Annotated in this window: 13 protein-coding genes and 1 pseudogene; 3 read left to right on the forward strand and 11 right to left on the reverse strand. The window is 66.2% G+C overall.

What is annotated here, in order from left to right:
• Window positions 1–232 precede the first annotated feature (232 nt).
• From AB0K00_RS56765 to AB0K00_RS56780, 4 genes are all read right to left on the reverse strand, one after another.
• Window positions 233–1,441: a cold shock domain-containing protein gene (locus AB0K00_RS56765; RefSeq protein ID WP_363539871.1), complete on the reverse strand. Its 1,209-nt coding sequence runs from the start codon at window positions 1,439–1,441 to the stop codon at window positions 233–235.
• A gap of 10 nt (window positions 1,442–1,451) precedes the next feature.
• On the reverse strand, window positions 1,452–2,081 hold the full coding sequence (locus tag AB0K00_RS56770) for an SAVMC3_10250 family protein (RefSeq protein ID WP_363539873.1): 630 nt from the start codon (window positions 2,079–2,081) through the stop codon (window positions 1,452–1,454).
• Window positions 2,082–2,442: 361 nt separating this feature from the next.
• Window positions 2,443–3,195: a hypothetical protein gene (locus AB0K00_RS56775; RefSeq protein ID WP_363539875.1), complete on the reverse strand. Its 753-nt coding sequence runs from the start codon at window positions 3,193–3,195 to the stop codon at window positions 2,443–2,445.
• Window positions 3,196–3,551: 356 nt separating this feature from the next.
• The gene (locus AB0K00_RS56780) at window positions 3,552–4,715 is read right to left on the reverse strand and encodes an epoxide hydrolase (RefSeq protein WP_363539877.1); all 1,164 of its coding nucleotides are present in this window, start codon (window positions 4,713–4,715) and stop codon (window positions 3,552–3,554) included.
• Between the two features lie 345 nt (window positions 4,716–5,060).
• Here AB0K00_RS56780 and AB0K00_RS56785 point away from each other — a divergent pair, with 345 nt between their 5' ends.
• Window positions 5,061–5,528, forward strand: a complete 468-nt coding sequence (locus tag AB0K00_RS56785; RefSeq protein ID WP_363539879.1) for a GNAT family N-acetyltransferase — start codon at window positions 5,061–5,063, stop codon at window positions 5,526–5,528.
• Window positions 5,529–5,746: 218 nt separating this feature from the next.
• Here AB0K00_RS56785 and AB0K00_RS56790 read toward each other — a convergent pair whose 3' ends face one another.
• Together AB0K00_RS56790 and AB0K00_RS56795 are read right to left on the reverse strand one after the other, a co-directional pair.
• Window positions 5,747–6,397, reverse strand: coding sequence for a hypothetical protein (locus AB0K00_RS56790; protein ID WP_363539880.1), 651 nt, complete (start codon window positions 6,395–6,397; stop codon window positions 5,747–5,749).
• Window positions 6,398–6,836: 439 nt separating this feature from the next.
• Complete coding sequence (locus tag AB0K00_RS56795) at window positions 6,837–7,592, reverse strand: DinB family protein (protein WP_363539882.1); 756 nt, start codon at window positions 7,590–7,592, stop codon at window positions 6,837–6,839.
• A gap of 130 nt (window positions 7,593–7,722) precedes the next feature.
• Here AB0K00_RS56795 and AB0K00_RS56800 point away from each other — a divergent pair.
• Window positions 7,723–9,131, forward strand: a pseudogene (locus AB0K00_RS56800) (IS1380 family transposase).
• Window positions 9,132–9,378: 247 nt separating this feature from the next.
• On the opposite strand, the gene AB0K00_RS56805 reads toward AB0K00_RS56800, so the two are convergent.
• From AB0K00_RS56805 to AB0K00_RS56820, 4 genes are all read right to left on the reverse strand, one after another.
• Window positions 9,379–10,755 carry a ferredoxin reductase family protein gene (locus tag AB0K00_RS56805; protein WP_363539884.1) on the reverse strand — a complete coding sequence of 459 codons (1,377 nt, stop codon included), beginning with the start codon at window positions 10,753–10,755 and terminating at the stop codon, window positions 9,379–9,381.
• Between the two features lie 273 nt (window positions 10,756–11,028).
• Window positions 11,029–11,367 (reverse strand): transcriptional regulator, encoded by a 339-nt coding sequence (locus AB0K00_RS56810; RefSeq protein WP_363539886.1) that lies wholly within the window; start codon window positions 11,365–11,367, stop codon window positions 11,029–11,031.
• Window positions 11,357–11,854: a hypothetical protein gene (locus tag AB0K00_RS56815; protein ID WP_363539888.1), complete on the reverse strand. Its 498-nt coding sequence runs from the start codon at window positions 11,852–11,854 to the stop codon at window positions 11,357–11,359. The genes AB0K00_RS56810 and AB0K00_RS56815 overlap by 11 nt, the downstream gene beginning before the upstream one ends.
• On the reverse strand, window positions 11,841–12,299 hold the full coding sequence (locus AB0K00_RS56820) for a hypothetical protein (protein ID WP_363539890.1): 459 nt from the start codon (window positions 12,297–12,299) through the stop codon (window positions 11,841–11,843). Before AB0K00_RS56820 ends, AB0K00_RS56815 begins: the two co-directional genes overlap by 14 nt.
• 387 nt (window positions 12,300–12,686) lie before the next feature.
• Between AB0K00_RS56820 and AB0K00_RS56825 the strand changes: the two genes are divergently transcribed.
• On the forward strand, window positions 12,687–12,854 hold the full coding sequence (locus AB0K00_RS56825; RefSeq protein ID WP_363539892.1) for a DUF6308 family protein: 168 nt from the start codon (window positions 12,687–12,689) through the stop codon (window positions 12,852–12,854).
• 653 nt (window positions 12,855–13,507) lie between these two features.
• Here the strand turns inward: AB0K00_RS56825 and AB0K00_RS56830 are convergent.
• Window positions 13,508–14,074 (reverse strand): DUF4407 domain-containing protein (locus AB0K00_RS56830; protein ID WP_363539894.1); only part of this gene is annotated, 567 nt, incomplete at its 5' end.

The raw sequence follows: 14,074 nt of genomic DNA on the forward strand, positions 1-14,074 counted from the left end.
CGCTCGATCTGGGTCTGGTCGATGGTGGCGCTGACCTCTATCGCGTGGCTGTGTGCCCATTGGTCGATGAGCGCTGCTGCGACGGTGGCCAAGGTAGGCGCCGGCAGAACGCGGCACAAGCCGCCTTCAACCCGTCTGGGGCAGTGGCAGCGTCGTTGAAGTACTGATCTCGAGTTTCGGCCGACCGCAGGGCTGGATATCACAACTGCCCGCATGCCGAGCGCCGCGCATGCTATCGGCCGTGGAGCAGGCCACCAATGGCTCGGTCGGCAGCAGCAGCAGGATCACCGGCTGACCCACCGACGAGCGAGGCCAAGATCTGTCGGGCGGCCGGACGTGCGCTTGGCATTTTGCTGAGTCCTGCCTCGACAAGCTTGATTAAGTCTCGAGGCACGCCAGCGAGGCTTGGCTCCCCATCGATGATCTGAAACATGATTTTAAAGTATGGAGTGTCCTCGTCTCCGAACGGCGGATGGCCGGTTGCCGCAAAGACGATCATGCCAGCCCATGAAAAGATATCCGACGCGCTGGTAACTTCCTGCTCCTGGAACTGTTCGGGAGACATGTACATCGGGGTGCCGACAGGAGCGCCAACTCTGGTGTGGCGAGTTAGAGAGCTAAGCGACCGGGCGATGCCGAAATCGATGACCCTTGGACCGAAGTATGAAAGCATGACATTCGACGGCTTGAGGTCTCGGTGCACGATCCCGGCGTCGTGAATCGAGATGAGCGCCGCCGCGCTGCCGATGGCAAGCGCCTTTGCGTTCGCCGCGGACAGTGGGCCGCTGCGAGCAACCTCAGCTTCGAGGGTCGGTCCTTGGATAAACTCTGTGGCCAAATACGGGATAGGTCCATCCGTAACTGCCTTGATGACCTTCGCTGTGTACGTAGCATCCAAGCGTGCGGCATGCTGAGCCTCGATATCAAATCGACGCAGGAAAACTGCGTCGTGTGCAAGGTCTGCACGAATGACTTTCAGCGCCACGTAGCTACCATCTTGATCGCGCGCCAGGTAGACGGTGCCCATCGCACCCTCGCCGAGTCGGCTCACGAGGGTGTAGCTGTCTATTGTTCTGGGGTCTCCCCTCTCAAGAGGGAATCCTGCCGGGCTGGCGCCAGAGTTTCTTGGTGGGGCCACATCCGAGCGGTCGCCCGAGGCGGGCGATGGCGGGAGTGTCTGCGCGACCGATGGCGAGGTGCCTGCTGGTGTCCTGCCTGCGGCCTGGGCGGTCGCCGACTGAATCGGTCGAATGTTGTCAGCAATTGGCCCTTTCTGACCTTGGATGATGTCGAATTCAACGCGCTGACCATCGACGAGCTCTCGGTATCCGTTGGTAGAAATTTTGGAATAGTGTGCAAAAATGTCAATTTTGGTGAAGTCCTGCGTAATGAAACCAAAGCCTTTTTCGCTGTTCCACCACTTCACGAAACCTTGCACCATGTTCGCGTCCTCAGCTTCCGGCGGGGGCGTCGATCACTTCTACGTACAACGGAGTGGCAAGCAGGTACTCTCGACGACAAGATTGAACGTCAAGCAGTCCGCGGGATATAACTCGGGCGAGAAATTCGACGCGCTGCGGCATGCGGTAGACCTCCGCGGCCGCTAAGGCCAGGCTGCGAGCCAGTCCATCGACGCCGGCATGAGCCGTGGTGACTCCGAAATCAGTATTTAACGCCTGTCGAATCACGTAGGGGTGTGAGCCGATCCGACCCTCCGACGGCGGCATTCCAATCAAATGGCTTGTGGAACCCCCGAGCGTTACGAGACTGTCGGTGGTATACCCACAAAACAGCACTGTCTCATCGCCAACCGGACTCCAATCCATGTCCATCTGGGCCTTGATGTATCCATGGGTGGCGGTGGCGTCTCCGATGGCATGATGTCGTTTCACGTGTTCCTCAATCAGCGCGAGTTTCGCCAACCGACTGCGTTGACGTAGCGCTGGATCGACGCTAGGACTACTTAGCGTCAAGCTAAGGAGCTTCACGTCGAGCTTGAGTTCAGCGGCAAGGCTGCGGCGTGCGGGCTCGCCGATCTGATCAAATAGCATTTGCAATTTCACTTCGGACAGGTAGACCAAGTACCGCAGCGCACGGTCATCCTGATTGTTTCGCCGGAAGATCACTATTAACCCTTTCGGCAGTTGTTGTGATACCGACGTGAGCATACAGAGGCCAGCCAAGGAGGGCGCGTGGTAGATGGGTACTAGATTCGAGGGTAACCGTCAACGTCTGTCAATTGTCGGATATCACCCTAAATCGCCTTCACGCCAGGTCCGCCATATACGACAATGTCGTTAGCTCTGGCTATATGCCGACCAAGATCAGCGCGTTCATCGGCAGATCCGGTAGCCCGACAGGAAGATCGACGCCCTGATCGCGGCATGAGGTCGCACGTGATCAAGGGCCGCTGCGGTCGGTTTGGTCGGCCTTGCGGGCGGGTTACGGGGTCCAGACGGTCACATTGAAGGTGATCTTGTCCGGGTGCGTCGGTGCGCCGTCGATCGTCACGACCTCCAACAGCGCCACGTTGTCCGCGCTGGTTCGTACGCAGATCAGCGTCTTCGGCTGCAGCTGGCCGTATGGGATCGCTCCGCCGTACGTTCCTTCGCTGCGGCATCCCGCGAACGAGGCTCGCTCGCTTGGCACCAGTTCTGCCCACGCAGTCGCCCGCAGTCCCTGAAAGTCCTGGCCGAGCAGGACATCGGGGCCATTGCCGCAGTCCGCGTTCGTCATCCGCCAGTCCGGCGCGTTGGTGTCCAGGTCGGCGCAGTACAGGAACGGGAGGGTGAGCGTTCCGCTTCGAAGCTGCCGCCCGATCGCCGGGCCCGGGTCGGCCTGGACGACGGGATTCGCGGCCAGCACCTGAAGCAGGCCGTTTTCGGCGCGCAGCCGGTCGATCGTCGCTTGCTGATCAGCAATGGTTCGCCGGTTGGCGTCATTCTCCTTGTTGGCCGCACCCAGCAGGCAGCCGAGGATTGGGCTGGCCAGGATCCCGGCCAGTCCGATCACGGCAACGACGGCCTGGAGGCGGCGGGTGCGGCTGCTCTCCGAAGGCGTCGAGGTGGCGTCCGGTGCCGTCTCGGATGATCCGTCTGTCAAGGTGACCTCCACGAAACGGCGCTCGTCATCGAAAACGGCCGCAGCCCAGCGAAGGGTAACGATGCCGTGCCAGTCACGGCTTTCCGTCGGCACCGGGATTCCGTAGGGTCAAGCGGCGGCCGTGGCGGCGCGGTACGGCCGGGACCTGTCCGACCCGTTCGGCCGGCAGCGACGCCACCGTGGCTGGACACCCGGTTCCTCAGCGCCGTGCTGGATCGTCCTTAAGAACCTCGGGTTACTCCGACCAAGCTTGATCACGCGATTTGGCGGTGGCAGTCCGGTCGGGGCGCCGCCCCCGCGAACGGGTGCCGCGACCGGCACACGGATAGCACGCCGGGTGTGTCCAGCCCCATGAGCGCGGCAGCACGAAGGCCGCTGTGCCGTCTCTGCTGTGGCATCGGCTCGGTGGCGCGCCGCAGCAGAGACGGCAGCGTCGCCGGCGGCACCGGTCAGCGCATCGTCCGGAAGGCGCGTCGTACCTGGTCGACGAACAGCTCCGGCTGTTCGAAGGCGGCGAAGTGGCCACCGCGGGGCGGCTGTTCGTAGAAGCGGAGGTCGGGGTAGTACGACTGGCACCAGCGCCGTGACGGCCGGAAGATCTCGCGCGGGAAGGCCGAGAAGCCGACCGGCACGGCGAGCGGTTCGAACCGGCGAGCGCTGCGGCCCGATGGCCGGGCAAAGCCGTCCTCCCAGTAGATGCGGGCTGACGACGCGGCCGTTGCGGTGTGCCAATAGACGCTGATGTTGTCGAGCATCTGGTCGCGGCTGAGTGCGTCGAGGGGATCACCGTCGTGGTCGGTCCAGGCCCAGTACTTCTCGGCGATCCAGGCGCACTGGCCCACCGGGGAGTCGACCAGCCCGTAGCCGACGGTCTGCGGGCGGGTCGCCTGTTCCAGGGCGTAGCCGCTGCCCCATTCCCTGTGATCGGCGGCGTCGGCCAGGCTCTGCCGCTCGAAGTCGGTCAGGTCTTCATTGGCGATTTGGTCGCGGCCGGCCACCGGCAACATGTTGAGGTGGATGCCCACCAGGCGCTCGGGCCGCTGTGTCGCCAGCGCCGTGGTCACCATCGCTCCCCAGTCGCCGCCCTGCGCGCCGAACCGCTCGTAGCCCAGCCGGGTCATCAGCGTCGCCCACGCCCGGGCGATCCGCGCCGGCCCCCAGCCCTGCTCGGCGGGCTTGGCGCTGAACCCGACGCCCGGCAGCGACGGGCACACCACGTGGAATGCGTCGCGCGCCTCGCCGCCGTGGGCAACGGGGTCGACCAGCGGCTCGACGACGTCCAGGAACTCCACGACCGAGCCCGGCCAGCCGTGCGTCACGATCAGCGGCAGCGCATCCGGGTGGGGTGAGCGCAGGTGCATGCAGTGGACGTCGAGGCCGTCCAGCTCGGTGGTGAACTGCGGCACCCCATTGAGCCGGTCCTCCAGGCGCCGCCAGTCATAACCGCTTTGCCAGTACCCGCACAGTTCCCGCAGCCAGTCCAGGGGCACACCCTGGCTCCAGCCCGCCACAGTCGCCGGTTCCGGCCACCGGGCGTGCGCCAGCCGCTGCCGCAACTCGTCAAGCGCGTCCTCGCCAACGCTGACCGTGAACGGGGCCACCTCGCCGCCCATCCCGCCACCGTAACTCCGGACGGCAGCCAACATCGGCAGCAGGTTCCGATGCGACGCGATATCACCCGCGGCGTCCTGCTCGGCCAGCAAGGCGGCGACTACGCGCATCGGGCAGCGACCTGCGGGCTGCTGTCGGTCCTTGAGGGTCTTGTCGCGCTTGGTGGTTCTGCCGACGTCGTGGCGGGTGGCGGTGGTCTTGCTCTTGGATCCTGGTGGGCGTCCGGGGCTGGTGTGCCGGGTGTTCGGCCTGGCTTCGTCCGTGACTTCGGCGGTCTGTCCCGCGAGGAGTGATTGATCTTGGTGGCTGGCGTAAACGGTCTCGTCGAGGTGGGACAGGATGTCTTGGTGATCGTTCGTGCCTCGTCAGCCGCCGTTGATGTTCTCCAGCAAGCGACTCGGCGCTTCACCGGACTTGCCTCCGGCGCTGCTGCGTTTGTGCGGTCGCCCGGGACCATCGCGTTCATTGCTGTGAATGGTCAAGAAGTCCAGGGCTGGTGCTGGGGATACGTGTTGGCCAGACCGGACGGGAACAGCATGCTTTACCTGCACAACCTAGAGGTGCTCGAGTCCTGTCGGGGCCAAGGCATCGGTCGAGGGTTGTTGCGCTCGTTCATGGAGGCTGGCGCACAGCTCGGCGCCCGCAAGATGTTCCTCATCACAGGGGAGGACAATCTGGCCGCGCGTCGCCTCTACGAATCAATGGGTGCCGGTCTGGCAACTCAGGGGCCGACCGTGAACTACTGGTTTTCTCTGCCACCGAATACGTCCGGTCCTGGGAACGCTTCGCCTGACAAGGGGTCAACGTGCGAGTAGCACGCGCTTCCGCAGGAGGTCGAAGCTGGCTCGGATCATGACGAACATCGGTCGCCTTTTGCGGGACAGAACCGACTTCGGGACCCGTTTTTCGGCGTGCTCGGGTCCCACCACCCGACGTCCGATTCTGTTGTTCGCGAGTTCGGGACCCACCCATGTGGATGATTGGCGGGCGAGCTCCGGTTGCGGCAGATCCGTGTGCAATCGAATGAGAGCGCTCAAGATTTTGATCGAAGAGTTTCAGATTCCGTCGTTGCCGGAAGCCTTGGCAAGGCTGCTAAAACGGCGTCGTAGACGTCGATGTCGCATCGGTTGTCTTTGGGTGGCGGCAGCTTAGCTGGCAGACCGGCAGTGGGCAGTCCCCACAAGACCTGGGCGGCGCCGACGCGCTCAACGGCCTGGTACCACTGCCGCAGAGGTTCGATCAGCCGGACATGGAGGTCGAAGTTGCGACGGCGCCGGACGGGGTCGGCGTCGCGTCGCCGGCGAAGCTCCTCTTCCGTGGGCGTGGAAACCAGTATGAGATCTGCGAACCCGAGCTTTCCATCCGCTACGGCTCTGCGGTGAACATCGATCTCGGCCTGCCAATGTCGCCACGACAGCTCCCCGATACGAGCGAGTGACCAGGCGTAATGCAGCTTCAGTGGATCATCGTCACAGACGGCCAATCCGCTGCGGCGCTCTTGGTGCTCAGCCTGCAGCCACCGCCGAGTGTTGACCTCGCACCAGAAGGCCGCCTGTTCGGCGGGCGACGGTCCGGGCATGTCCTCGCCGCTCGGAACGTACTCGGGCACTGTGTGCTCTGGGAAGTGCCGAAGACACCATGTCGACTTTCCGGCCGCACTAGGCCCCGTCACGACAATGATCACCCCATCGTTCTACCTCAAGCAGTCGCGATAGGCGACGCTCGCCGACGAAGGTATGTCGATGGGTCACAGCGGGCAACTGCCTGGAGTGAGGTCGTCCAATGGCCAATTGCCAGGGCGTCGGCAAATCAGCGTTCGGGCACCTGCGGGTTCAAGTGCATTGGCCGGATCGGTCAACGCGTGCGCCTGCAAGTACGAGTTGGCCTCAGCCCTTCGTTATGGGCTGCCCACATGGTGGGTCAATAGAGAACAGGTGCCGTCTGAGCTGGGAAGATAGGACTTGTCTAGGGTCATATCCATCCCGCCCGGGGGGCACCTGCATGGTGAAGCGTACCGGAGCGCGCCCGAAGATCGTGGTGAGTGGTGACGGGCGTGGCGTGGTCAGCCATGCCGGTGCCCGGCTCCTCGCCGATGTCGCCGCAGTGACCGGCCTTAGCCGACGTCAGATCGCGCTCTTCGAGTCTCCCATCGTGTCGAGGTCGCGGACGGCGAAGCTGTGGTGTGCCCACTCCTCGTTGAAGATGACCCGCAGGCACGCGGAGGCGGCACGAGGGGCCGGCGAAGGCCAGCCGGACGGCACCTCCGGCTCACGGACCCGGTCCAGGTCCTCCTGGGTGGCGGTGGCGAGAAACTCCCGCACCTCGGCCACCCGGTCGGCCCGGACCGCCGCCACCTCGGCGAGGCTCGGCTCGGCAGCCAGGTCCATGCCGAGGTCCGCGCCGTTGGTGATGAACGCCGCCGGCAGCCCGAGCGGATGGTACGGCCGGTCCCGCCCCAGCACCGCCTGGCCGAACCACAGGTCGGTGACCATCACCAGATGCCGCAGCGTCTGCACGAACGACCACTCCCCGTCCACCGACCGGTGAACGTCCTGCTCCGGCATCGATCCCGCCCGCGCCATCGTCGGCGCCCAGAACGCCTCGACCGTCTCCCACGCGATCCGCATACCGTCCGGTGTGGACGGACGCAGTCGCGTGCGCTCCGGGTGCAGACGGTCCAGCTCGGCCTCGACCAGCGGTGCAACCTCGACGCCGTTGACCCGCAGCCCGTCGATCACCCCGTCGAGGTCGGCGCCGTTGAGCAGGGCACCGCGGATCCGGACACCGCTCAGATCCACCTCGCGAAACACGCTGCCCGCAAAGTTTGTCTCGATGAACTCGGTGCCGCTCAGGTCATCCGGTCCGCTATAGGTTGCCATCGCCGGATCCTAGCCTCAGCCCTTCGTTATGGGCTGCCCACATGGTGGGTCAATAGAGAACAGGTGCCGTCTGAGCTGGGAAGATAGGACTTGTCTAGGGTCATATCCATCCCGCCCGGAGGGCACCTGCATGGTGCGGCGTACCGGAGCGCGCCCGAAGATCGTGGTGAGTGGTGACGGGCGTGGCGTGGTCAGCCATGCCGGTGCCCGGCTCCTCGCCGATGTCGCCGCAGTGACCGGCCTGACCGCGGCGTGCAGCGATGCGCTCGCCGGTGTGCGGCAGCGTCGCGGTGGTCACGATCCTGGTCGGGTCGCGGTCGATCTGGCCGTCATGCTGGCCGACGGTGGTGAGGCGATCGCGGACCTGGCCGTGCTGCGGGACCAGGCGCAGTTGTTCGGGCCGGCCGCGTCCAACCCGACCGCGTGGCGGCTGCTGTCCATGATGGACAGTGACATGCTGCGCCGGCTCGCCACCGCGCGGGCGCAGGCGCGGGAAACCGCTTGGGCGCAACGGATCGACGTCCGTAGTAGGCTGCCGGAAACGACCGCGGCCGGGCTACCCGTTCCCGGCCTGGTCCTCGATCTGGACGCCTCCATCGTCATCTGCCATTCCGAGAAGGAGGCGGCCACCCCGACCTGGAAACGCTCGTTCGGCTACCACCCGCTGTTCTGCTTCCTGGACAACACCCGCGAAGCGCTTTCCGGGACGCTGCGTGAAGGGCGGTCCGGGTCGAACACCACCGCCGACCACATCACCGTCCTGGACGACGCGCTCACCCAGATCCCGGACCAGTTCCGGCACGGGACCCCGATCCTGATCCGCGCCGACTCGGCCGGCTGCACCCAGGGTCTGCTCGCCCACATCCGTGGCCTGCGCGGTGACGGTGTCGACGCCCGATTCTCCATCGGAGTCGCGATCACCGAACCGATCCGGCAGGCGATCCTGACCGCCAAAACGCACAGTCGGTGGGTGCCGGCCCTCGACAGTGACGGGGAACCCCGTGACGGCGCCGACGTGTGCGAACTGACCGGTCTCGTCCCGGACGACGGCTTCCCGCCCGGGACCCGGTTCATCGCCCGCCGCGAAGTGCCGCACCCGGGTGCCCAACTGTCGCTGTTCGACACCGTCGAAGGCTTACGCCATCAGGTCATGGCGACCGACACCCCAGCCGGTGGCGGTCGGTGCAGATCCTCGAGGCCCGCCACCGCGGCCACGCCCGCGTCGAAGACCGCATCCGCACCGGGAAAGACACCGGCTTCGGCCGGTTCCCCTCCCGCGTCTTCGCCATCAACGCCGCCTGGCTGCAACTCGCGTTGACCGGCATCGACCTGCTCTCCTGGACCCAGATGCTGCTCCTGCACGGCGACCTCGCCGTCGCCGAACCGAAGAAGCTGCGCTACCGACTGCTGCACGTCGCCGCACGCCTCACCACCTCGGCCCGCCGCATCCGCCTTCGCATCGCCGAACATTGGCCCTGGGCAACAGATCTCGTCGCTGCGTACGGCCGTCTCGCCGCACTGCCCCGACCGGTCGGCTGAACCAACCCAACCGACCCTGCGATCAGCCCTGGAGGAACCCGGCCACGCGCCGGACCACCGTCACGCCCAAACGCCGAACCCCGGACCAAGAAAGATCAACTCTCAGAACGCCGCCCTTGATCAACACTTAGCGAAAGACCGAGGTTGGTGATGGACCGGGCGACGTAGTCGGGCGATCGTGAACACCGCCTCTACCGCCGCCGCGGCTGACGGCGGCCGACGGCGGCAGATCGGCGAGAAGAAGGGCTCAGCTCGCCAGCGCGAACCGCTCCGCGTGGATCTGCAGCGGCGGCACCTTGAGCTGACGCAGGCTTTTCAGCACCGCGTCGGTCATTGCTGGCGGGCCGCATACGAACACGTCCCGCTCCAGGATGTCCGGAACGAGGCGCACCAGGTTCTCCGGGGCGAACGGGATGTTCGGCGGGTTGCCCGCGCCGGTGCGGCCCGAGAGCACGTGGACCTGCGCGCCCTTCATCCGCGCGAGCTGCTCCATCTCCGGGAGGAGCACCGCGTCGGCAAGGCTCTGTACGCGGTACAGCACCGCAATCGGCCCGGAAAGCTCCTCGAGCAGCGCCCGGATCGGTGTGACCCCGACCCCGCCGGCGATCAGCACCGTGCCTTCGCGGGTCTTGTGGATGCTGGTGAAGGCGCCGTACGGCCCCTCGGCGAAGACCCGCGTCCCGACCGGCACGTTGCGCAGCCCGGCACTGGTCTCGCCGACGGCCTTCGCGGTGAGGCGCAGCGCGTTGTGGCCGGGCGCCGCCGACAGCGAGAACGGGTTGGCCTTCCACCAGCTGTTGTACCCGACGAACCGCCAGATGAAGAACTGCCCGGCGCGCGCACCCAGCTTGTCGAGGTCCTTGCCGGTCATGTGGACGGAGACGACGTTGTCCGCCTCGGGCACGACCGCGGCGACCCGCAGCTGCATCCCGGCGTTGCGGCGCAGCGGCATGATGATCCGGCCGGTGATCAGGGAGAGGCCGGCGAAGGCCCAGAGGCTCCACCAGTACACGGCGGACACGGTGGTGGCGGTGAACGTGGAGGCCTCGTACATCTGGTGGATCAGCGCCAGCACGATCGCCACGTAGAGCAGCACGTGCACGGCGTGCCAGGTCTCGTAGGAGAGCTTGCGGCGGGCGAGACGCACGGAGAGGCCGGCGGCGACCGCGATGATGCCGACAGCGATGAAGCCGATCATGGTCGGACCCATGCCGATGAGGTTGGACGCCTGCTTCAGGAAGGTGCTGTTGTACGCCTGGGCGTAACCGAGCATCACGAACGTGGGGTGCAGCAGCACCAGCCAGAACAGCGAGAAGCCGGTCCACCGGTGCCAGGAGGTCAGCCGGTCCATGCCGAGCCGGCGGTCGAGCCACGGCAGCCGGGCGATGAGCACCAGCTGCAGCAACATGGCGAGGGCCGCGTGCAGGCCGAGGAACTTCCCGGTCGCGTGCAGCGCGTTCTTCGCCGGGTCGGTGGCGAAGAACAGCACCTCGATGATGATCAGGTTGAGGATCACCGCCCCCCACAACGCCGCCATGGCCTGGACCCGCGGATGCCCGAGGGCAGAGCCGCCGCCGCTCCTGGTCGCGACCGGTCCTGTCACGCTCTGATTCGCAGCCGTCACGGCGTTCTCCCCTTGTGTCCACGATGCGCAGACGATGCCTGCGTACAGGTACGCATGCGGGGCCGGGCCGGTTCAATCAGGCGAACGGGGGGTCGGGGCGGCGCGTGACCGCCCCGGACCCGTCCGGCCTACTGTGGGGGACGCCCGAAGCGCCTGGCGCCGAGCGAGCGCTGGCCGGAGCCCGGGCCGGTCGACAGCGGCGCACACAGAGCCGACGTGCCGCCCGCGCTCCAGGTGGTCGCGGCGCCTGAGTGTGTACCGGCGGGTGCGGGATCACGCCGTTGCCGGGCCTCGGTCGGTGCGGTGGGCGGTGCCCTGCTCGGTCGCGGTGGCGGCGATGCGCTGCAACGCGGCTATGTGACGGCCCAGTGCGGAGCGGCCAGTGGTGCTCAGCCGGATCCAGGTGCGCGGCCGCTTGCCGACGTAGCCCTTGTCGACCTCGACGAACTCCAGGTTCGTCAGCGTCGCGACCTGCTTGGACAGTGCCGAGTCGGATAGTCCGACGGTGTCGCGGACGAAGCCGAACTCGGCCCAGTCGGTGGCCGCCAGCAGTGACACGATCGAGAATCGGGTCGGATCGAGCAGCGTCTGCTGCAGTCCCTCAGTCGCCATCGCGGCCTGTCTCCTCATCATGTTCCCGGTAGGCCTGCTCGACGGCCCAGCGCAGACCCAGCGCGAGCAGCAGGCCGACGACGACCCCGGTGACCGTGTGGCTCCATTGCCAGTGGGTCTGCTCCGTCATCTGGTGCAGAGCGAACTCGACGGCGATGATCGCGACGATCCCACCGATGGTCACCACGGAGACGCCGGTCGGCGGCCGCCCCCGCGCCGACGCGCGGTAGCCGAGGGCGGCCCCGACCGGCCTGAAGCGCACCGCGAGCGCGAGGATCAGCAGCGCGGCGATCACGCCGAGGCTGATCGCCCCGGATGCCGATGGAAACAGGTCCTGGGCGAGTCCTTCCACCGGCAGTACCACGCCGCTCAGCCATCGCAGCCAGCTCGGCGGGCGCACGCGCGCCGCCTGATGGCGGCGGGTGGTCAGCTCCCGCAGATACCGCGCCGCCTGCTGGGGCGTGGGCTCATCGTCAGGCGGTGGCATGGTCGGTGGCGCTGTCGGCTGGTGCGGTGGCACGCTCGTGTTCCCTCCGGAGGACCCGCAGGATCAGCCACTGGTCGCACCAGATGCCCACCGGCACGACCACGAACATGAGGAGCCCGATCACCAGGTGCGGGTGCGGGCCGGTGTAGAGCCGACCGAGCAGCATGCTGAACAGCCCGCGCATGACCGCCAGGCCGATGGCGAGCACCCGCGTGCGGGGCGAGCGCAGCACGGCACGCGTGTAGCGGAACCGCCGGCGCAGCACACTGACCCAGAGCACGAGGTGCAGCAGCAGGATCCCGAGTGGCAACAGGCTGCGCGCCGGGCTGCCGCTGGGGGCTTCGTGGCTGATGTCGTAACTGGCCACCAGCGCCCCGGCCAGCACCAGATACCACACCGGCAGGCCCTGGATCCGCTGGTCCGACTGATCGGCGGCGGTGGTCATACCGGCTCCTTCCCTAGCAGTCATGTACTTTCCTCAAGGGAAAGCTACTCTCCAGTTTCCACTCAGGCAAGTGACATTGCCCGGGCGCCGATCACCACATCGTCGATGCCTACTCGATGCCGGGAGTGCGGCAAGTTTTGAAGATCCACAGTCCGAGCAGGCCGGGAAGTGCGGTTAGAGGAAGTCATTCGGGTTGGTCGACAGTGGTACGGTGATCACGCCTCGGCCCCAGATGCCCTAGCCCGAGAATAGGCACTTGGGCGGCACGTCGGGCTCACATGATCACGTGCACTGTCATTGCCACGCGCGCACCGGCCCTGTAGATCAGGCCGGCGGGAGTGGCGTACCGAGCAGGACGACCGCCGACAAGTACAGGACGCCGTGGTCATGAGGGCGCTGGGCGAGCCGACGGTGTTCTGGGAGCCACTCCGTCGACGCCTGCAGGAAGGATTGCACGGCCAGCTTGTCGACCTCGTGGCAGCTGTCCCTGCAGTGCCGGTCGGGACGAGCGCCTTCCGGGTCCTTGACGTGCTGCTCTGGATGGAGCACCACTGACCTCGTTACTGCGCTCCCGGACGGGCGGCATGAGTGGAAGCCGGTACCACGTCCGTTGCGCCAGTCCAGTCGTTCCGGCTGTTGTGCCTGCCGGGGTGAACTGCCAAGATCCCGCGATGGATTCGATCAAGATACCGGCGGTGGCGGCCAGGTGCTGAGCCGGCGCGTCGCGACTTGCCGGCTCATCCTGGTGCCGAGAGTGCTGCGAAGGATCGGCCCGTCGGTGCGTCCGTCGACAGCACGTTCGATGGCTCGGGCTACGACGGACGGCAGCGGGATGAGGACGACCTCGCCGCGGACGTGTAGGACGCGATGGCCGTGTCCTCGCCGAGGTCGCTGATGCTCGCTGCAGCCGAGCATGCGCAGTCGGCCACTGCCCTGACACCTGTCCACGTCGGCAATACGACAGCCTCAGACCCGGCAACACGGACTGACAACGACACACCGAATGACTCCAGCGCAAACGTCGTCCTGATCGAGACTGGACCTCAACTGCTGCAAGTGATCTTCGGCAGCTGAGGTGACGCCAAGACCATCCGTATCGCGGCTATTAATTGAATGGATTTACGACGGCAGCCGGCCAGGTTTAGTCGAGGTGATCGGTGGGGTCACTCTCATTTGCAGGCTGCTCGTCTGTGGTCGGGGCCTGGCTCTCATTTAGCATGCGCCCTGCCATTCACCGCGGCATCGAGTAGCTCCAGCGAGGTCTGCCTAGCTCGAAGCGTCGCATGCGGCGACCCTGGCGATGGGTTGGGTGGCAGGTCGGCGTAGGTGTCCTCGTCTTCGAAGAGCGACGGCCACCGAGTCATAACGGGGGGCGCGTCTAGGGCGGAGCCAGCGGGTGGTGCATGCGCCGCCGCAGCCGTTGCGCCTACGTGGTCTATCTCGGTCGTCGACGCTCCCACATTTGGTGCCGCTGCTGCCGTAGGCGGGCCGATCCGTTCGGCGGATTCGACGTTGAATTCGCGGTCGATCGGCACGGGCACCTCCACGTGACCGACCACGGCCGCTCCGGCCCGGCGCAGGAGATCCTTTGTACTAAGCTCGTACAGTTCCCGTTGGGCCGCCAGCTCGATGGACAGCAGCTCGTCGTACGTCGTACGGCCGGTCAGCACCTTGAGGATTACCGGCAGGGCGTCGACGAGGATGAAGAAGATCCGGATCGCCCACTGGGTCACCCGGACGTACCCGTTCTCCGACACCAGCTCGTCCAGCGTGCG

This window comes from Dactylosporangium sp. NPDC049525, from assembly GCF_040676755.1.
Classification (GTDB): Bacteria; Actinomycetota; Actinomycetes; order Mycobacteriales; family Micromonosporaceae; genus Dactylosporangium.

Bases quoted from the DNA above. Each gene is read 5' to 3' on its own strand.
- AB0K00_RS56795 (WP_363539882.1), bottom strand. From the start codon at position 7,592: ATGGCAACCTATAGCGGACCGGATGACCTGAGCGGCACCGAGTTCATC.
- AB0K00_RS56810 (WP_363539886.1), bottom strand. From the start codon at position 11,367: ATGGCGACTGAGGGACTGCAGCAGACGCTGCTCGATCCGACCCGATTC.
- AB0K00_RS56820 (WP_363539890.1), bottom strand. From the start codon at position 12,299: ATGACCACCGCCGCCGATCAGTCGGACCAGCGGATCCAGGGCCTGCCG.
- AB0K00_RS56825 (WP_363539892.1), top strand. From the start codon at position 12,687: ATGAGGGCGCTGGGCGAGCCGACGGTGTTCTGGGAGCCACTCCGTCGA.
- AB0K00_RS56815 (WP_363539888.1), bottom strand. From the start codon at position 11,854: ATGCCACCGCCTGACGATGAGCCCACGCCCCAGCAGGCGGCGCGGTAT.
- AB0K00_RS56765 (WP_363539871.1), bottom strand. From the start codon at position 1,441: ATGGTGCAAGGTTTCGTGAAGTGGTGGAACAGCGAAAAAGGCTTTGGT.
- AB0K00_RS56780 (WP_363539877.1), bottom strand. From the start codon at position 4,715: ATGGGCGGCGAGGTGGCCCCGTTCACGGTCAGCGTTGGCGAGGACGCG.